Below are 19,102 nucleotides of genomic sequence, written 5' to 3' on the forward strand. Positions count from 1 at the left end.
GCGCTGCCGCGCCGGCTTGCGCCCCCTCCCCGCCGCACCTAATCGGGCGCGGGAGGAGCCAAGACCATGACCACCGAGACCGACGATCGCGACGCACGCCACAAGGCGCGCGCGGTGAAGCATAAGGAGGTGGTCGACAAGCGCATCGTCGCCGCGCAGATCGACAAGGGGCTGTTGCTGGTGCTCACCGGCAATGGCAAGGGCAAATCCTCAAGCGCCTTTGGCATGGTCGCGCGCACTCTGGGGCATGGCCGCAAGGCGGCGGTGTTCCAGTTCATCAAGGGCGCGATGGATGTGGGCGAACATGCCTTCTTCGCCAGCCACCCGGATGTGACCTGGGAGAAATGCGGTGAGGGCTTCACCTGGGAAACCCAGAACCGCGAACGCGACATCGCCTCCGCCCGCGCCGGCTGGGACAAGGCCCGCGCCGCTCTCGCCGATCCGGACATTCACCTCGTCGTGCTCGATGAACTGACCTACCTGGTCAGCTACCGTTACCTGTCGATCGACGAGATCCTGCCGCCGATCCTCGCCCGCCCGGCGATGCAGCACGTCGTCATCACCGGTCGCGCCGCCGACGGCGCGCTGATCGAAGCGGCGGACACGGTGAGCGTGATCAAGGACGAAAAGCACGCCTTCCGCGACGGGGTAAGGGCGCAGGACGGGATCGATCGCTAGATCGGCGCGGGAGCCGCTCTTTGCCCTCGCCCCTACGGGGAGAGGGGACAGGTCCGCGTAGCGGACCAGGGAGAGGGGCAGTCGCGCCAAGCGTAAAGATTCAGACGGGTTCGCCCCGGAAAAAGGTGGACAAGCAGCATCGCCGAGTCCTCAAAACCCTTACGCTTGGCGCGACTTCCCCTCTCCCCGTCCCTCTCCCCATAGGGGCGAGGGAGCGCGGCGGCAGCTCCGTTCAATCCATATCCGATGCGTGAATCCGGTAGTTCTTCGGTGGACAGCGCTAAATCCCGACCTCTTCCTTCAGCGCCGCCGCCAGCCGGTCCACATCCCCCATCGTCGTGAACAGCGCCGGCGTCACCCGCACGCAGGCGCCCTTGGCAACGCCATCACGCGCGACGGTGAAGATGCGGTGGCGCTCCAGCAGTCGTTTCGCCAGCGCGCCATTGGCCTCGTCGCTCGTCTGCCCGGTGAAGCGGAACGAGGTGATGCCGCCGTGGAGCGTGGGATCGTCGGGCGTCAGCACCTCGATGCCCGCGACGCCCCCCACCTGCCCCACCCAGCGATCCCGCAACGCGCGCAGCCGCGCGGCGCGGCGCTGGCTGCCGATCGCCTGCTGGAATGCCAGCGCGGCGGGAACGCTCAAAATCGCGGCGAAATCGCTGGTGCCGGGGTGGATGCGCGCCATCACCGTGTCGCGGTCGCCCGCCAGATTGGCCGGGTCATAGTCTATGCGGCCGAGCGCCGCCTTGCGGATGTGGATCGCGCCGACGCCCAGCGGCGCGCCCAGCCATTTGTGGCAGTTGAGGCCGACGAAATCGCAATCGAGATCGGCGAGCGAGGTCTCGATCTGGCACCAGCTATGCGCAGCGTCGACGATCGCGTCGATACCGCGCGCCCGCGCCAGCGTGGCGATTTCGCGCACCGGCAGCACCAGCCCGGTGCGGTGGCTGAGATGCGTCAGCAACACCAGCCGCAATCGCGGATTGGCGTCGAACGCCTCCGCGTAGGCCGCGATCAGCGACTCGCGCGATGCCGGCTCCGGCAGCGCGATTCGGACGACCTGCGCGCCGTGCCGCCTAGCCAGGCTCTCCATGCACGCCTGCATGCTGTCATAGTCGAGGTCGGCATAGAGCACCGCATCGCCGCGCGCGATGCGGTTATAGCCGAGGATCAGCGCCTTCAGCGCCTCGGTGGCGTTGCGGGTGAAGGCGATCTCATCCGCCGGCACGCGCAGTTCGGCGGCCAGCGCCGCGCGCGCCGCCATCCAGTCGGCGCCGAAGCCGCGCCGCGTGTAATAGCTGGTGTCGCGATTGACCCGCGCGAGATGCTCCTCATAGGCGGCGAGCACCGGCCGCGCCATCATCCCCCAATTGCCGTTCTCCAGCTGGATGACATCTCGGGTCACGTCATATTGGGCGGCGATGCCGCGCCAATAGCCATCCTCATCGGCGGGCGCGCCCGCCGCCGCGGCGCCAGCTGGAAAGGCGAGCCCCGCGGCACCCGCCAGCACCGTGCGGCGATCGACGACGGGCGCAGCCATCAGAAGTTCATGCCCAGGCGGACATAATATTGGCCGCCATCAGTGTCGTAAGGGGCGTTGCGCGAATAGATCAGGCCTCGCACCGCCTGGTTGGTCGCTTCGTCGGGATATTTGTCGAACACGTTCTCGGCCCCCACGCGGATCGTGAAATGATCGTCGAAGCGATAGGATGCCGCAACGTCGAACAGCGCGATGCCGCCGAAATCCTGGAAGATCTCGCCCGTGGCATTCCCGGAGACGTCGGTCCACGCACCATAGTAGCGGCCGCGCACGAGCAGCGAGAGGCCATCGATGTCATAGCCCAGCGTCGCGGTGCCATTGTGCTGCGGCAGCCGCTGCTCGAACACGCGGCGCTGTGTTTCGTTGGGGATCGCCGCGGTGCTGCCGCTGCGTACCTTGGTCTGGTTATAGTTGTAGGCGATGCTGGCATTCACCCGCCCGCCGCCGAGCGGACGCGTGTAGCTCAGCACCGCATCGATGCCGCGCGTGCGCGTGTCGAAATCATTGGTGAAATAGCTGATCGAGGTGAAGCGCTGCGGGTTGGGCACGCTCGCCGGCACCGCGAAGGTGCGCGACTGGCTGAAGCGGTCGTCGACGTCGATCTGGTAGAGATCGACGCTGCCGCTGAAGCCGATACCCGTCTGGAAGGTCAGCCCGGCGGTGGCGCTGGTCGACTCCTCCGGCGTCAGCGGCTTGGCGCCGAACGCAATGGCGAGCGGATCATTGGGTGACAGGCGGCCCTGGTTGAAGATGGTCAGCGTCGTCGTATCGAGACCCTGCGTCGTCTGGCGCGTGTTCAGCTGCGCCGGCGTCGGCGCGCGGAAGCCGGTGGAATAGGTGCCCCGCACCGCGATGCCGCGCACCGGCTCCAGCCGCGCCGACAGCTTGTAGTTGAAGGTGTCGCCGAACGCCGAAAAATCCTCGTAACGGCCGGCTGCGCCGAGCGTCAGCATCGTTACCGGCTGCCATTCCACGTCGACATAGCCGGCATAGCTCGTCTGTGCCCAGGTGCCGGCGATATCCGGGCTGTACCCCGGATAGCCGTTCGAATTGGGCGCGAGCCCGGTGGCCGCGCCCGGCCCGATCGCATAGGAGGCCGGATCGCCCTCAGACACCTGATAGGTCTCGCGCCGGCGCTCGGCACCGAAGGCGATGTTGACCGGCTCGTCCGTGCCCACCGGCAGGCGGTAGACGAAATCGGCGTTGAGGTTGAACTCGCGCTGTTCGAGTTTACCTAGGTAGAAGCTGGTCGGGCTGTCCGGCCCGAGCGAGGCGTTGAGGCTCTCACCCATCTCATAGGCGATGCGGCTGCGGCCGTACGAGGCGCTCAGGTCATAGCTGAAGCGCTCGCCGATATCGCCGCGCAGGCCGCCATTGGCCTGCAGATCGCTGAACCGCGTGCCGAAGCGTGGGGTGAAACCGACCGGATAGAGATCGTTGAACGAGAAGCCCGGAAACGCGCTGCTCGGATTATAGACGCTGCCGGTGCTGACCGGGTTGCGCCAGTTGAAGTCGGTCACGCCCTCGCCCGACTGGGCGGTGCCGAACGCATAGACGGTGGCACTCTCGGCCAGTTCGTAGCGCGCGTCGATCGCGCCGCGGATCCGCTCCTCATCGGGCTGGCCCCAGCGCTGGACGGGGTTGGGCACGACCAGATCGGGGTTAGCATTCTGAAACGCGATCGCGTCGGGCCGCTGGCGGGTGCGCGAGGTCGCGTCGCTATGGTCGTATTGCGCGGTGAAGACGATGCTGCCGCGGTCACCCAGCGCCACGCCGCCGCGCGCACCGCCGCGATACTCCTCGCCATCGCTCTCATAATATTGCGAGAATTGCGCAAAGGCCTCCATCCCCGGCTGGTCTTCGAGGATGATGTTGATCACGCCCGCGATCGCATCCGAACCATATTGCGCGGAAGCGCCGTCCCGAAGCACCTCGATTCGCTTGATCGCGAGGGTCGGGATGCTGGCAAGGTCGGGCGCCTGCGCGCCGCGCGTGCCGAGCAGCGCCGAACGGTGATAGCGCTTGCCGTTGACGAGCACGAGCGTCTGGTCCGACGAGAGGCCGCGCAACGTCGCCGGGCGGACGAAGGCCTGGCCATCCGCGGCGGGCAGCCGCTGGACGTTGAACGAGGGCAGAAGCTGCGCGAGATTGTCGGTCAGGTCGCCCGACACGCTCGACTTGATGATTTCGGCGGGCAGCACGTCGACCGGCGCGATCGTCTCGAACTGGGTGCGCGAGCGCTCACGCGTGCCGGTGACGATAATTGCGTCGCCGGCGTCGACCGAATCGGACGCGGGCGCCTTTTCCACAGTTTGCGCTATGGCGGGCGCGCAAGCGAAGGTCAGCGCGACAAGCGCGCTCGCGGTGGTGAATTTCATGCTTTCCCCCTGCGAAGGTTCGTTCTCGCCGGCTGGAACCGCCGGGCTGCGCGTGGGGAGCTAGGATAGCTGTCTTACAGACGCGTGACGTAACGGAGACGGTCCGGCGACGGGCGCGCGCAGGCGGACCTTTCCTCTCGAGCCGGGCCTAGGCAGCAAAACTGCGAGTGCAGGACGGCATCGATCGCCGTCGCGCTCGATTCACAGCGCCCTGTTCGTCTGCCAGGCAGATGCGCCAAGCGATGGAGCACCCTGGCGCGACAACGCACGCGACACCGATTTGCGCATCGGGAAAGCCGCGCTCCACTGTAACATGTGTCACCTTCGCGCCGTTCGTCACGGTCATGCGCAAACTCAGGTCGCCACACCTACCGTTGCGGTCGCGGTGTAGCCCGCCGTCACGCTGCCGCTCATCGTCAAGGTCATCGCGCTGATCTGAGCGCTGCTGTTGTCGCCGAACACAGTGTCGCTGGAGATCGAGGTTGCCGCGAAGCGACTGGCGCTGCTGGTATAGCCCGTCGCGGTCGCATAGACGGTGGTGCAGGCCGCCGACGGCATCGCGAATTGCGAGATCAGCCGGGCGTAGCGACCGCCGGTCGCGTTGGCGAGGCTGGTGAACAGCTCGAAATGGATGTGCGGGAAGCGCCCGGCATAGCAGCCGGGGAAGATGGTGGTGAAGGTCACCTGCCCATTGGCGTCGGTCACCTGCATGCCGCGCAGATAGGATTCCGCCGGCAGGTCGTAGAGCGAATAATTGCCGTCGCGGTCGCAGTGCCACAGATAGAGCGCATAGCCGCCGAGCGGCGTGCAGCCATTGTTGGCGTCGACGACAGTTATGGTCAACGCGACGACCACACCCGCCGCGGTGGCCGTCGAGGACAGGAAGCTCGACCGGATGTCGCTGCGCACCGCGCCGCTCAACGTCAATACATTGGAGGTCGCGCCGCTCGAGGTGTTGGTGCCGTCCGCCGGATAGGGTCCGTTGGTTTCGGTCGCATAGGCGGTGCAGGTACCTGATGGCGTGGGTGTCGGCGTGGCAGTTGGGGTCGGCGTCGGTGTCGGCGTCGGTGTGGGCGTGACGACGACGGTGGCGCCCGATTCCGCACCTCCGTCATCGCCGCCGCAGCCGACCAGCGCGAAACTGCCGGCGCTGGCGAAAAGGCCGAGCGCGCGGCGGCGGTCGATGCGGCGGCGCTCGATCGTGGCAAGGTCGAAGGCTAGGCCGCGATCATGTGGTTCGAGGGCAATGGGGGGCTGACTGGGGATGCTCATTCGGCTCCGGCTCCTTCTGGCATGGAACATCGGCATCGCGGCCCGCGCTTGCCGCCATATGTCGGGATGTTGCGGCGATGTTTCCGTCACCCCGGCTGCAACGCCCCGTGCCACCGCGCGTTTGCCAGCCCGACGTCTCCGCTGCATTGAACCGACGGACGCGCTCAAGGGGAATGCATGGAACCGATCGTCAACAGCCTGCTCAACGGCCTGCCCGTGCTGCTGGTCCAGCTCGCGGCGGCGCTGGCCGTGTTCGTCGCGGCGCTGGCCATCTATATGTGGACGACGCCGCATGACGAGATGATGCTGATCCGTGCGGGCAATCGCGCGGCTGCGATCTCGCTGGGTGGCGCCGCGGTCGGCTTCGCCATGCCGATGGCTGCCTCGTTGCACGCCTCGGTCAACCTGATCGACATCATCGTCTGGGGCATCGCCATCCTGATCGTGCAGGTCGCCGCCTTCCGCGCGACCGACCTGTTCCTGCGCGAACTGCCCAAGCGGATCGAGCGCGACGAGATCGGCCCGGCGCTATTCCTTGCGTCGATCAAGCTGGCGGTCGGCCTGTTCGCCGCTGCCGCCTTCGCCGGCTGAGCCGATGGCGCGATCCTCGCCGCGAGGCGGCTGCGGTTGCCTGCCGCTGATCTTGCTGGTCATCCTCGTCGCGCTCTACAACCAGTTCCAGGGCAGCGTGGATGGCGGTCGCCGGATCGAGCGCAGCGTGATCGACGACGGCAATCCGCGTCGCCCGCCGCCGAACGGCGGGCTGCCCGAATATGTCATCGACCAGCCCGGCCGCGCGCAGGACAGTTTCGGCACCGGCTTCGCGGTCGATCGCCGCGGCCGCTGGCTGACCGCGCAGCATGTCGTCGACGGCTGCGATCGGCTCGGCCTCGCGCTTGCCCCCGGCCGCGCCGAGCAGAGCTTTCGCGTCATCGAGAGCGCCAGCGCCGATGCGGCGCTGATCGAGGACGGCCTGCCCGCCCCCGAAGCATTGCCGCTGGCGCCGCGGATGCCGCCGGTGGGCTCGATCGGCTATCATATGGGCTTCCCCGGCGGCCAGCCCGCAGTGGTGGAGAGTCGGCTGATCGGCGCAGCCAACGCACTGCGCGGCAATGGCGGCCGCGCGGAACCCACGCTCGCCTGGGCGGAGGAAGCGCGCTTCCCCGAATTCGATACCACGCTGTCCGGCATCAGCGGTGGCCCGACGCTGGACGCCGATGGCCGCGTCGTCGGCGTCAATTCGGCAGGCAGTGACCGGCGCGGCCGCGTGCTGACCACACGGCCCGACGCACTACGGTTGCTGGCGGGAAGCGGTGGCGGCGGCGCGCGCCCGATCGCCGGGCCGGACGATGCGATCCAGCGCTTCGAACGCTGGCTGGCGAATGGCACGATCCGCCAGATCTATTGCGACGTCGATTAAAACAGACCGCGCTGGACGCGCCTGCCTTCGATCAGCGGCGCAGCGCCGTCATCGCAGTGCTGGCCGCGGTGCCGGCATCGGCGATGACCACCGGGGCCGGCGCGATATTGGTATCGATCGGGGGCAGCGCAGGAGCCCCGGGCACTGCATAGATGAAACCGAAGGTGGGGTAGCTGGTGATGCCGAGGCCCTGCTGCGACGCATACCACACCTTTACCTTGCTCCAGTCACCGGCTTCCGAGACGTCGACCGCCTCGACATCGGTTTCGACGCCGCCGCGGCGCGACCAGTTGGCGTGGGTGAGTTTAACGTGGCGGGCATCGACGATCTGGCTGACCATCGCGACATGGCCGACGCGCATCTTGCCGTGCGGGCGGAAGACAAGGACCGAACCGACTTCCGGTTCCTGCCCGCGATCATAGCGGCCCTCCGCCTGATCCCACCAGGTGCCGGCATTACCGAAGATCTGGATGCCGGAAACCTCACGCGCGAACGGAGCGCACTGCCAGAAACGTGCCTGGGCCGGCATCGCGATCGCCAAAGCGCAGAAAGCCGCAGCCGCAAACGCAGCTCGTACAGTCCGGACCATGAAGAAAACCCCCGTTCGACCCTTCGTTGAGCCTGTTCTGACTGGATGGTTCAGGTCTGAACAGTACCCCGCTGCTGCATTGCGGCGAATGGTTGAGCACGTGGGATGAAGCGTTCAGCCGATTGGAACCCGTCACAACTCGGCTCAATAATCCTTCGATACGCGGACGTTGACGCTCTGCCGACCGATGGTGGAGATGCTCGACAGCAGCGACAGCCAGCGTGTCACCTGGAATTCCACGCGCGTCGCTGAATAGCCCTGCCCGTCGGTGATAACCTCCACGAAGGTCCGTCGCGTGATGTATTTGCCCGCCGCCACCGACGTCCCCTGCCCCGTCGTCACGTCTGCGGGCAGGATCCGCAGCCGATCGAGACCCACCGCCTGCCGCACGGCGTTAATCGGGTTGAGCCCGGTGCCGCCGCCCTGCAGCGAGGCGACCGCAGCGGCGAGTTGCAAGGCCTCGGGCGCCGACAAGTTGGTGATCGAGGTGCCGAACAGCAGGCGTGACAAAAGTTCATCCTCGGGCAGCGCCGGCGTGCTGGTGAAGGCGATGTCCGGCTTCTGTCCGGTGCCCGAGACGCGGATCGAGGCGTTCAGGCCCTGGATGTCGGCGATGGCGACGATATCGAGCACCGGATCGGCAGGCACGCTGCCGGTAAAGCGGATCGAACCGCGTTCGAGGTCGAAGCGGCGGCCGGAGAATTCATAGCCGCCCTCGATCAGATCCGCCCGCCCGCCGATCGCTGGAGCCGTCGCCTCACCCTTGATGTCGAGATCGGCACGCCATTCGCTGTCGAGTCCCAGCCCCGTCACCATCAACCGATTGCGTGCGGTCGCATGGACATCAAGCTTCCACGGCGCAGGCGGTGCATCGCGTTCGATCTCCTCGCCCGCGCGGTTTAGTTCGGTCACCTTGAGCCGCGGGACGGCATCGGTGGCGACGGCGCGGCCCATACGGAAGCGGCCCCGGTCGATCGCGACAGTGCCGCTGACCGTGCCGCCCGCACCATCCGAAACGATCCGCAGCGGCCCGGTGATGGTCGCGCCGATATCGTCACGGTTGAGCAGAACCGCATGGTTCGCCTGCAGGTCGAGCGCGATGCCGAGGCCGTTGGCCGCGGCGAAATCGAACGCGCCGCTGCCGGTCACGCTGCCGCCCTGCCCCGCGACACCGGAGAAGCGATCGAGCACGAGCTGCGACCCGTTGAAGCGCCCGGTAGCCTGAATATTGCTGACGACGGTGCCGGTGACCGGGCTTTCCAGCCGCGCGCCCGTCGTCCGCACCGAGCCGTCGATGCGAGGATTGTCGATCGTGCCGCGCACGTCGGCCGCTACCGCGACCGGGCCGGACAGATCGAAGCTCTCGACGCCGGTCAGCCGCCACAGCGTGTCGGCGGCGCCGTCATAACGCAACTGCGCGAGCAGCGGCGCGCTTGACAGGCGGGTGAGAAGATCGCCGCTTCCCGGCAACGGCGCCAGCCGCGCCTGTGCCCGACCGATCGTGCGTCCTCCGCTCGCCGCGACCGCGCGCATGCCGGCAGAGCCGCCGCTGAGCACCACCGCCACGCCCACATCGATCGGCCGCGATGACAGCACCAGCCCGGACCGGTTCAACCCGCGGATGGTAAGGTCCGCCCGCCCTGAGGGCAGCGCCCCATCGGCTTGGCGGTAGCTGAGCGAGCCGGAGGCATAGCCGCCGAGTCCAAGACCCGGATAGCCGATGTCCAGCACAGTCATCGGCATGCGGGTAAGCTTCGCCTCCACCTCGGTGCGGGTGGTGCCGAACAATCCGGACAGGGTGGCATCGCCGCCGGAAAACGCGAGCGCTGCCTCCGCCACGCGCCAGCCGCCATCCTCGGCGGTAAGCACAGCCGGCCGCTTGAGCGCGATCGGGCGGCGATCGACGCTGCCCTGGCCGCTGAGTTCGATGCGCTCGGGCGTGATCCGCGCGCTGGTCTGAATATCGAAGGCGCGCCCGCGCGAGCCGGCGAACGCAGCGGTCACTGTGCCGGTGCCACCCTTCAGGTCAGCGGTGCCCGCGAAACGCGCGAGGCTCACACCGCCGCGCCGCAGCCCACGTGCGGAGGCACTACCCTTGATCGAGATGCCTTCCGGATCGAGCAGGAACACGACGTTCGCGTTGCCGCGGCGGATGCTGATCGCCGGCGGGCCGGCAAAGCTGGCGTCGGCGACCCGCAACTGCATCTCGATGCGCTGCAGTTCGCGCTCTACACCGAACAGCAAGGGGCCAGAGACGCCGCCGCCGGAAAGATCGATACGGCCGGTGAAGCCGCCTGGATCGGAACGAACGTCGCCGCGCCCATGCGTACCGGATACGGTCACGTCGGCGACGCGGATCGTGGCGGGCTGGCCGCTCGGCAGCAGGATCTGGCCATTGCTGGTGAACGGACCGAGCATCGATCCGCCGGCGGCGCGATAATTGAACCCGTCGGCGGCCGGATCGAGCAGCAGCCGCACATCCGACAGGCCAAGAGCGTCGAGCGGTTTGGGCAGGAAGATGTCGAGCTTGGGCCGTTCGATCCGCCCGTCCAGCGTTAGCTTGACCGGGCCGTACCTGGCCTGATCGCCGCTCCCCTCGAAGAAGAAGCTGCCATCGGTGCGGCGATAGCCGTTGCCGGTCAGCCGCAGGTCCGGCGAAGTGAGCTTCAGCCCCTTGAAGTGCAGCACGCGGTCGGGCCCGCGCTCCAATCGCGTATCCAGATAGGGCAAGCCGCCGGCGAGCGAGCGCAGAAACGCATTGTCGAAGCGTCGCACCCAGGCTTGGCCACGGCCGACGACCATCGTACCGCGCCCGCCCGCTCCCGGCACCACCTTGAGTTCGGTCTTGACGTCGACGATGCCCAGCCCGGGGATCAGGTAGGACGTGAGCCCGCCGGCGAGCCCGACATCGTAGCGGCCAGTGACGAGGTCGACGAACAACGAGAGCTTGCCGTTCAGCTTGTCCGATCGGACGCGTAGGCCATCGCCGGTTAGCGCCTTTGCGGTGAGCTTGAGCAGCCCCTCGACGCGCAGATTGGCGAGGATGCCGCCCGCCACATCGCCCACCCCGGTCACGCGCCGCGCGCTGAGCTTGATCGGTACGGCGATCGGTGCGGGCGAAAGCCGGCCGCGCCCTTCGGCACGCACCGTCTCGAACCCCGTGTTGTCGAACGCCAGCCGCGGCGCGGTGAGCAGATAGTCGAAGCGCGCGGTGGCGAACGGGCCATCGAGGCGCAGACGGCCGCGGACGTCGCGGCCGGTCATGTTCGGGAACAGCGCGGAGGGGCGCAGCAACCGAATGTCGATGCGCAGATCGTCATAGGCGCCCGCACCGAGATCTACGCGTCCCTCGGTTTCTAGCGCCACCGCCTGTGACCGCAGCGAAAGGCGACCGTCGATGCGTCGCGCGACGAGCGTCGCGTTGCCGTTGACGAGGATGCGTGGCGCCGACAGCCGCATCAGCTTGCCCTGGCTGACGCGCGACGGATAGAGGATGCCGGAGAGGCTGTAATCGCCGCCGCGCACACCCAGCGACAGATCGACGATGCGCATCGCGGACATGTCCACCTGCGCATGGCCCTGCCACGCCGTCCAACGCCCGTCGCCGTCGATCCGCGCCGCAACCGAGCGGTCGGTGCCCATGATCTTGCCGAACACCCCACCAGCCTCAGCGACCAGACCCGCCTTGAGGTCGAAGCGATCGCGGTCAGGCTCGGCGTCGAGCACCAGGTTGAGCCGGTCACCCCGGCCGATGGCGGCGTTGAGGCGGACCATCGCGCGTCCGCTGCGTACATCGGCGACGCCCGCCAGCCGGCCGCTCCGCTCAGGCCCGGCAAGGCCGGCGGCGATGCGGAGCCGATCGATGCGCAGTTCGCCGATGCGGATGTCGAAGCCTGGCAGGATCGGGCTGGCGCGCCCGGTGCGGCGAAGTTGCGGCAGCTTGTGCAACGTCGCCTGCGCCATCGTCAGGCTGCGAATCTCCAGCCGGTTCACCAGCCATTTGGTCGGCTGCCAATCCAGCCGCGCCTCGGGGGTGCTGAACACGACGCCTTTGGGGTCGAGGATCTTCACCTCGCGCAACGTCGCGCGGCGATAGATCGATCCGTCGATCCGGCCGACGCGGAACCGCAATCCGGTGGGCGTCTCGATGCGGGCGATGCCATCGATGATCAGGCGATGCCCAGGCCCCGTATCGATGAGCCATAGCGAAACGGCGGCGAAGCCGACGAGGATCAGCAGCAGCCGCCACAGCCAGCCGAACAATCCGCGCCGGCGGCGCCGCGCCGGTGCCGGATCGGCCAGTGGAAGCGCCGCCTCCGCGCTCAAAACGCCTGCCCCAGCGAGACATAGACAGCGATGCGCGCATCGCCGGCGCGCGGGTTGAGCGGCGTGCCGACGTCGACCCGGATGGGACCGAAACTGGTGTAATAGCGCGCGCCGATGCCGGCACCGTAGCGCAGGTCGTTCACCCGCGGCAGTGGTGAGGTATAGATGTTGCCGGCATCGACGAAGGGCACGATGCCGAAATCGCCGATGCGTACGCGCGCTTCCAGCGAAAATTCGGTGAGGCTGCGGCCGCCGATCGGATCATTGTTGGGATCGACCGGGCCGATATCCTGATAGCCATAGCCGCGCACCGATCCACCGCCGCCGGCATAGAAGCGCCGCGACGGCGCGATCCGATCCCGCCCTGCGCCCAGGATCGTGCCCAGCCGAACGCGCCCGGCCACCACCACCCGCTCACTGACCGGCTGATAGGCACTGGCATCGATCTGCGCACGCGCATAGCCGAACGCGCCCGACTGCAGCGACAATTCGGGCGAGAGCCGGCCAGACAGACGGAAACCGCGCTGAGGGTTCAGCAGATCGTCAGTGCCGTCATAGGCCAACATGCCCGGCAGCGCGCCGATCAGGAAGGTGCGCCGGCGGGGCGTCGCCTCCAGCCCCACCGTGTCGCGCTCGTCGGACGCGAGCAGTTCGACGCCGGCCGACCACGTCCAGGTCTTCTGCCAGATGATGTTGGTCTGTCGCTCGATGCCCGCCCCGACGCTGAAGGTGCGCGCGTCATAGGCATCGCGGTTGATGTTGGCGAGGCTGGCTTGCGCGGTCAGCACCTGATCGCGCGCGCGGAAATTGCTACGCCGAAGGCTGGTGCCGATCAATTGTTCCTGCGTACCGGCGACGCCGCGGAAGGTGACGGCGCCTTCTGGGCGGATCAAATTCCTGTGTTGCCAACTCACTTCGGTGCGAATGCCCTGGCCCGTGCCATAACCCGCCTCGGCAGCGATCGTGCGGCGCGGCGCGGGTTCGACCGCGACGGCGATGTCAACCTTGTCCTCGCCGGCAGGCACCGCCTCGATCTTTACGGAGGAAACCAGCCCAGTCGCGATTAGCGCGCGACGGAGATCCTCGATCATCCGCGCATCATAGGGCTGGCCAGTCTCGAACCGAGCGATCCTCATCACATGGCGCGGCCCGAAGATGCGGCGGTCGGCCATGCGGATCGTACCGAAGCGCTTGGCCTCGCCAGGTTCGACATCAACCTTGAGCCGCGCGGTACGCGTCTCGTGGTCGACGACGAGTTCGGGTTCCGCGACCTTGGCAAAGGGAAAGCCCTCCGCGCCAATGCGCGCGCGCAACTCATCCTCGCCCTTCACGATATCGTCGGCATCCGCCGGCGCGCCCGGCGTAACACCGAACACGCCACGCAACGCGGCACTCTTGTCGCCGGCCGCATCAAGGCCGGGCAGTTCGACCGCCTCCAGCCTGTAGACATCACCCGGCCGGATATCGAGCGTGACGGTGATATGCTGGCGAGCGGGGTCGGCCGCAACCACGGGCTCGACGCTCGCGCTGTAATAGCCCTCCGCGCGTAGCAACTGCGCCATCAATTCGGCATCCTCGCGCGCGCGACGATCGATCTGCGCGACATTCGCCGGCTTGCTTTCCCCCGCCTTCAACGTCGAAAGAGCATCGAAGCGCTGGCGCAACTGCGCGGCATCCTCGGTTGAGAGATCGTCCAGACCTTCTACCGACAGGCTGTAACGTTGCTCGGCCGCGATCTCCGTCGCCTGCTGTGCGCTGTCGGGCACAGGCGTTCCCGGCGCCAGCCCATCGGCGCGCGAGAGGTCGGGCCAATCCACGCCAATATCGGGCATCTCGTCGAGCGGCGACGAGGGATCGAGCGTGCCGGTTCCCGCCTGCGCCGGGTCGGCAGCCGGCGTCTGCACCTGCGCGCGCGCCGTCGACGCGAGCGAAGCCGCCAAAATCAGAAAGGCCGCCGCGGCAGATCCCTTGCCTGCGGATGGGACGCGACACATTTTCGTCGCTTAGCCGCTCACCGCGAGCACCGCCAGCGGCCTTCGCACTTGCCGATCAGCAAGATGGCGATCGTCGGCAGGCCGTGCCGCCGCCGCGATCGAAAAGCCGTTCGCTTGGCGCGGAGCATGGTCTATGCGGCGGTGATGACGAGTTCCAAGACTCCCGAACCGCGCGGCGCCGGCGCCGCGATCGCGCTTCTTTCGATCTCCGGTGCCGTCGTGGGCGCGATAGTGGGCCAGCCCTCGGCAGGCTTGATCGCCGGCATCGCGCTTGGCGTCCTTGTCGCGGTCGGGCTGTGGCTGGGCGACCGGCGACGGCGCTGACCCAGGCGGGTCAGCGCGCCGCAGGCCTTGCCCCGCATCAATAAGCGCGGCCGATCAGCACGCGTTCCACAGCCGGCTCACCCGTGAACAGGCAATTGCCCTCCGCCGGCGCGGCGTCGGACGGCGCGTTGCGGATGGTCAGCTTCAGCCCCTTGAGCGTTTCGACCACCTTGTCGAGCGCGGCGCCGGTCGGGCGCGACCAGTTGATCGAGACCCAGCCCGGGAACTTGCCACCCTTCTCGTAGAAGCTGGTCAGCTGTTCGACGGTGGCCACGTCATAATGGATGTTGGCGTCACGCCGTGCGGTCGCTTCCGCCAGCATGCCGGCCTGGATTTCTTCCAACAGCGCTGCCGCGCCCGCGACGAAATCGCCCCGCGGCGTCGCCGCCGAAGCAAGCTTGCCATTGTCGCCATAGAGCCGGTCACGACGCACCACCGAAACCACGCCGTTGGCGATGTCGCGCGGGCCGACCTCGACGATCAGCGGCGGGCCCTTCTTCACCCATGCCCAGCGCTTGTTCGAGGCCTTGATGTCCTTGGCGTCGACCTGCACGCGCAGCGCCTCCCCGAACGCGCTGGTCTGGCGCAGTTCGGCGGCGAGCGCGCGGCAATGCGCGAGGACGGTCTCGTCCTCCTCGGTGTCCCGCAGCATCGGGATGATCACCACCTGCTGCGGCGCGATCACCGGCGGCAGGCGCAGCCCGTCATCATCGCCATGCGTCATGATGACGCCGCCGATCATGCGGGTGGAGACACCCCAGCTCGTCGTCCACGCATAGGCGATCTCGCCCTCGCGATCCTGGAAGCGGATGTTCTGCGCGTGCGCGAAATTCTGGCCGAGGAAGTGCGAGGTGCCGGCCTGCAGCGCCTTGCCATCCTGCATCATCGCCTCGATCGAATAGGTCGCGTCGGCGCCGGGGAAACGCTCATTCTCCGGCTTCTCGCCGGCGATCACCGGCAGCGCCAGCCCGTCGACCGCGAAGCGGCGATAGACTTCGAGCATCCGCAGCGTCTCTTCCACCGCCTCATCCCGCGTCGCGTGCGCGGTGTGGCCTTCCTGCCAGAGGAATTCTGTGGTGCGCAGGAACATGCGCGTCCGCATCTCCCAGCGGACGACGTTCGCCCACTGGTTGATCAGCAGCGGCAGATCGCGCCACGACTGCGTCCAGCGCGAAAAGGCGGTGCCGATCACCGTTTCGGAGGTGGGGCGCACGACCAGCGGTTCTTCGAGCTTCGCCTCGGGATCTGGGACAAGCGTGCCGTCCGCGGCCTTCAGGCGATGATGGGTGACAACCGCCATCTCCTTGGCAAAGCCTTCGACATGCTCGGCCTCCTTGGCAAAATAGCTCAAGGGGATGAACAGCGGGAAATAGCAGTTCTCGTGCCCGGTTTCCTTGATCGCCTTGTCGAGCAGCGCCTGCATGCGTTCCCACACGCCATAGCCCCACGGCCGAATGACCATGCAGCCGCGCACCCCCGATTCCTCGGCCATGTCGGCTTCCGAGACGACGGCCTGATACCAGGCGGCGAAATCCTGCTCACGGGTAACGGAAAGGGCGTGCTTCATGATCTTCTTCAATGGCTCGTTGAGCCGCCGCACATGCCCTGATGGGCACCAAACCGCAACGCCCTTGCTCCCTTCCGGTTGCGGGAGGGGGCCGGGGGAGGGCCTGCCGGGAGATGAGGAGCGGGCGGACAGGCCCTCCCCTCATCTCCCGCAAGCGGGAGGGGAATTACGCTTCCGGCACGCCATCGCCGTTGAGCAGCCGGATGATCGACGAAAAGTCGAACCCGCCGCCGCCGGCGTTCTGCAGCGCCTGGTAGAGCGCCAGCGCGTTCGCGCCCATCGGTACGCTAGCGCCGACGCCGCTTGCCGCCTCGATCGCCAGCTTGAGATCCTTCAGCATCAGCCCGGCAGCGAAGCCCCCCTGATAGCCGTTGTCCGCAGGCGTCTGCGGTCCGACCCCGGGCACCGGGCAGTAGCTGGTCATCGACCAACTCTGGCCGGACGCCTTCGACGAGATGTCGTAGAAGGTCTGGAGATCGAGCCCGAGCTTGTCGGCAAGCAGGAAGGCCTCGCAGGTCGCAACCATCGTTGCGCCGAGCAACATGTTGTTGGCGATCTTGGCAGCCTGCCCAGCGCCATTGCCGCCGGCGCGGATCACCGCCTTTCCCATGTTCGCAAGGATCGGCTCGGCCCGGCCGTACGCCTCGTCCGTACCGCCGACCATGAAGGTCAGGCTGCCGGCATTGGCAGCGGCGATGCCGCCGGAGACCGGCGCATCAACCGCGACCAGTCCGACGCTGCCCGCCGCATCCGCCACGCGCCGCGCCGTTGCGACATCGATGGTCGAACAATCGATCAGCAAGGTGCCGACGGTCGCAACGCCGAACAGCGCATCGGTGTAAACCTGTTCGACATGCTTGCCCGCCGGCAGCATCGTGACAATCACTTCGGCGCCTTCGGCCACCGCGGCGGCGGAACTGGCGACGGCGCATCCCGCCTCAGCCGCGCGAGCCAGCGCCGCTTCCGAAAGATCGAACGCGCGAACGTCATGCCCCGCCCGCGCGAGGTTGGCCGCCATGCCGCCGCCCATATTGCCGAGCCCGATGAAACCGATGCGTGGCATATCCTCTCCCTTTTTCTTGCGCGCTCTCCTTCAGGGAAGAACGTCGATCCTTACTGCCCCGTCCAGTTCCCCGGCCGCTTTTCGACGAACGCCGCCATGCCTTCCGCCTTGTCATCGGTCGCGCACAGGCCGTGGAACAGCCGGCGCTCGAACAGGATGCCAGTGGCAAGCCCGGTTTCGAACGCGGTGTTGACCATTTCCTTGTTGGCGATGGCGGCCAGCGGCGGCATGCCCGCAATCGCTTCGGCGGCCTTCAGCGCCTCAGCAAGCAGATCCGCCGCCGGCACGACCCGACTGACCAGGCTGGCACGTTCCGCCTCGGCCGCGTCCATCATCCGCCCGGTAAGGCACATGTCCATCGCCTTGGCCTTGCCGACCGCGCGGGTCAGACGCTGCGATCCGCCCATGCCGGGCGCCACGCCCAGCTTGATCTCGGGTTGGCCGAACTTCGCGGTGTCGGCGGCGATGATGAAATCGGCCATCATCGCCACTTCGCAGCCGCCGCCCAGCGCATAGCCAGAAACCGCGGCGATCCAAGGCTTGCGCGTCGCCGTCACCCTCTCGAACCCAGCGAAGAAATTCTCGCCGAACATCTGCGCGAAGCCCTTTGCCTGCATCTCCTTGATGTCGGCGCCCGCCGCGAACGCCTTCTCGCTGCCGGTAAGCACCAGGCAGCGCTGCGCCGGATCGGCATCATAGGCGGCGAACGCGGCGATCAGGTCGGCCAGAACCTGCGAATTGAGCGCGTTCAGCGCCTGCGGCCGGTTCAGCGTCACCAGCGTAACCGCCCCGCGGGTTTCAACCAGCAAAGTCTCGTAGCTCATCTAACGCGCTGCTCCTTCATGCTCGTATCGTTGCATTATCTTCCGCTGGTCAGACCGCCCGCGCCGGCTGCCACGCCTCATCCTCGGGCAGCGGCGCAAAGATCGTGTCGATCAGATGATCGGTCACGTCCTCGGGCGTCGCCGGATTCCATTTCGGTGCATGATCCTTGTCGACGATCACCGCGCGGACGCCTTCGATGAAGTCATGGCGCTGCACGACATGGCAGGCGACTGTATATTCCTGCCGCATCTCGTCCGTGAAATCCTGGAACAGCGCGCCATCCGCGAGCAGCCGCAACGACACCTTCATCGTCTGCGGTGACTTGCTGTCGAGCGTCGCGCGTTGCGCCGCCGCCCAGTCGCCGCCATCGGCCTCAAGCGCGGCATAGACATCCTCCAGCACGTCCGACGCGAACAGCCGGGCGATGTCCGCGCGCTGGCCCTCGATCGCGGCCGGCGGCGGCGCGACCGCGAAGGATTCGAGGATTTCCTCGATGGCGCGGGGATTGGCCGCGATCCGCGTCTTCGCCTCTTCGAGCACGGCCGCCGGCAGATAGTGGCTCGCTAGCCCCAGCGCGAGGCAATCCGCGCCGTCGATGCGCGCCCCGGTCAGCGCCAGATACTGCCCAACCCGCCCGGGCAGGCGCGACAGATACCAGCCGGCGCCGACATCGGGGAACAGGCCGATCCCGGTCTCGGGCATGGCGAAGCGCGTATTCTCGGTCGCGATGCGATATTTGCAGGGCAAGGAGATGCCAACGCCGCCGCCCATGGTGATGCCGTCCATGAACGCCACGGTCGGCTTGGCAAAAGTGAACAGCCGATGGTTCATCTGATATTCGAGATAGAAGAAGCGCCGCGCTGCTACCCCGTCCCCTGCCCCGCTCTCCGCGATCAGGCGGATATCACCGCCCGCGCAGAAACCGCGCCCCTCGGCATGATCGAGCATCACCAGCTCGACGGCGCCGTCCCCGCGCCAGCCCTCCAGCGTGTGCAATATGCCCTCGGCCATGCCGGCGGTCAGCGCATGGATCGCCCTGGGGCGGTTGAGGCGGATGCGCCCGGCGGCGCCCTCGGTGCGAATGATCAGGTCTTCGGTCACATATCCTCCTGGCGGGATCGGCTCG

At 67.4% G+C, this 19,102-nt stretch carries 14 protein-coding genes; 4 read left to right on the top strand and 10 right to left on the bottom strand.

Annotation, left to right across the window (positions count from 1 at the left end):
- Positions 1-66 precede the first annotated feature (66 nt).
- Positions 67-678, top strand: coding sequence for a cob(I)yrinic acid a,c-diamide adenosyltransferase (cobO, locus tag FHS96_RS08645; protein ID WP_429589295.1), 612 nt, complete (start codon positions 67-69; stop codon positions 676-678).
- Between the two features lie 280 nt (positions 679-958).
- Here the strand turns inward: cobO and FHS96_RS08650 are convergent, their stop codons facing one another.
- The 3 genes from FHS96_RS08650 to FHS96_RS08660 all read right to left on the bottom strand — a co-directional run bounded on the left by FHS96_RS08650 (position 959) and on the right by FHS96_RS08660 (position 5,868).
- Positions 959-2,218, bottom strand: coding sequence for an aminotransferase class V-fold PLP-dependent enzyme (locus tag FHS96_RS08650; RefSeq protein WP_429589299.1), 1,260 nt, complete (start codon positions 2,216-2,218; stop codon positions 959-961).
- Positions 2,218-4,596, bottom strand: coding sequence for a TonB-dependent receptor plug domain-containing protein (locus FHS96_RS08655; protein ID WP_429589302.1), 2,379 nt, complete (start codon positions 4,594-4,596; stop codon positions 2,218-2,220). The genes FHS96_RS08650 and FHS96_RS08655 overlap by 1 nt, the downstream gene beginning before the upstream one ends.
- A gap of 354 nt (positions 4,597-4,950) precedes the next feature.
- Complete coding sequence (locus FHS96_RS08660; RefSeq protein ID WP_429589305.1) at positions 4,951-5,868, bottom strand: dioxygenase family protein; 918 nt, start codon at positions 5,866-5,868, stop codon at positions 4,951-4,953.
- A gap of 177 nt (positions 5,869-6,045) precedes the next feature.
- On the opposite strand from FHS96_RS08660, the gene FHS96_RS08665 reads away from it, so the two are divergent.
- Both FHS96_RS08665 and FHS96_RS08670 read left to right on the top strand, forming a co-directional pair.
- A complete protein-coding gene (locus FHS96_RS08665) occupies positions 6,046-6,459 on the top strand; it encodes a DUF350 domain-containing protein (protein ID WP_429589307.1) in 414 nt (137 codons plus the stop codon).
- A 4-nt stretch (positions 6,460-6,463) separates the two neighbouring features.
- A complete protein-coding gene (locus FHS96_RS08670; RefSeq protein ID WP_429589310.1) occupies positions 6,464-7,288 on the top strand; it encodes a S1 family peptidase in 825 nt (274 codons plus the stop codon).
- A gap of 31 nt (positions 7,289-7,319) precedes the next feature.
- On the opposite strand, the gene FHS96_RS08675 is transcribed toward FHS96_RS08670, so the two are convergent.
- The 3 genes from FHS96_RS08675 to FHS96_RS08685 all read right to left on the bottom strand — a co-directional run bounded on the left by FHS96_RS08675 (position 7,320) and on the right by FHS96_RS08685 (position 14,197).
- Positions 7,320-7,877 carry a CHAP domain-containing protein gene (locus tag FHS96_RS08675; protein ID WP_429589313.1) on the bottom strand — a complete coding sequence of 186 codons (558 nt, stop codon included), beginning with the start codon at positions 7,875-7,877 and terminating at the stop codon, positions 7,320-7,322.
- Between the two features lie 144 nt (positions 7,878-8,021).
- Positions 8,022-12,203 carry a translocation/assembly module TamB domain-containing protein gene (locus FHS96_RS08680; protein ID WP_429589315.1) on the bottom strand — a complete coding sequence of 1,394 codons (4,182 nt, stop codon included), beginning with the start codon at positions 12,201-12,203 and terminating at the stop codon, positions 8,022-8,024.
- Complete coding sequence (locus FHS96_RS08685) at positions 12,200-14,197, bottom strand: autotransporter assembly complex protein TamA (protein WP_429589318.1); 1,998 nt, start codon at positions 14,195-14,197, stop codon at positions 12,200-12,202. Before FHS96_RS08685 ends, FHS96_RS08680 begins: the two co-directional genes overlap by 4 nt.
- 63 nt (positions 14,198-14,260) lie before the next feature.
- Here FHS96_RS08685 and FHS96_RS08690 point away from each other — a divergent pair, with 63 nt between their 5' ends.
- Positions 14,261-14,521 (top strand): hypothetical protein, encoded by a 261-nt coding sequence (locus tag FHS96_RS08690; RefSeq protein ID WP_429589320.1) that lies wholly within the window; start codon positions 14,261-14,263, stop codon positions 14,519-14,521.
- Positions 14,522-14,558: 37 nt separating this feature from the next.
- Here the strand turns inward: FHS96_RS08690 and proS are convergent, their stop codons facing one another.
- The 4 genes from proS to FHS96_RS08710 all read right to left on the bottom strand — a co-directional run bounded on the left by proS (position 14,559) and on the right by FHS96_RS08710 (position 19,077).
- Positions 14,559-16,088 carry a proline--tRNA ligase gene (proS, locus tag FHS96_RS08695; protein WP_429589322.1) on the bottom strand — a complete coding sequence of 510 codons (1,530 nt, stop codon included), beginning with the start codon at positions 16,086-16,088 and terminating at the stop codon, positions 14,559-14,561.
- A 166-nt stretch (positions 16,089-16,254) separates the two neighbouring features.
- Complete coding sequence (gene mmsB / locus FHS96_RS08700) at positions 16,255-17,151, bottom strand: 3-hydroxyisobutyrate dehydrogenase (RefSeq protein WP_429589325.1); 897 nt, start codon at positions 17,149-17,151, stop codon at positions 16,255-16,257.
- A gap of 50 nt (positions 17,152-17,201) precedes the next feature.
- Positions 17,202-17,975: an enoyl-CoA hydratase-related protein gene (locus FHS96_RS08705; protein ID WP_429589328.1), complete on the bottom strand. Its 774-nt coding sequence runs from the start codon at positions 17,973-17,975 to the stop codon at positions 17,202-17,204.
- Positions 17,976-18,024: 49 nt separating this feature from the next.
- Positions 18,025-19,077: an enoyl-CoA hydratase/isomerase family protein gene (locus FHS96_RS08710; RefSeq protein WP_429589331.1), complete on the bottom strand. Its 1,053-nt coding sequence runs from the start codon at positions 19,075-19,077 to the stop codon at positions 18,025-18,027.
- Between the last annotated feature and the right edge of the window lie 25 nt (positions 19,078-19,102).

Origin of the sequence: Sphingomonas zeicaulis (genome assembly GCF_050433225.1) — a bacterium.
Lineage (GTDB): Bacteria > Pseudomonadota > Alphaproteobacteria > Sphingomonadales > Sphingomonadaceae > Sphingomonas_D > Sphingomonas_D zeicaulis.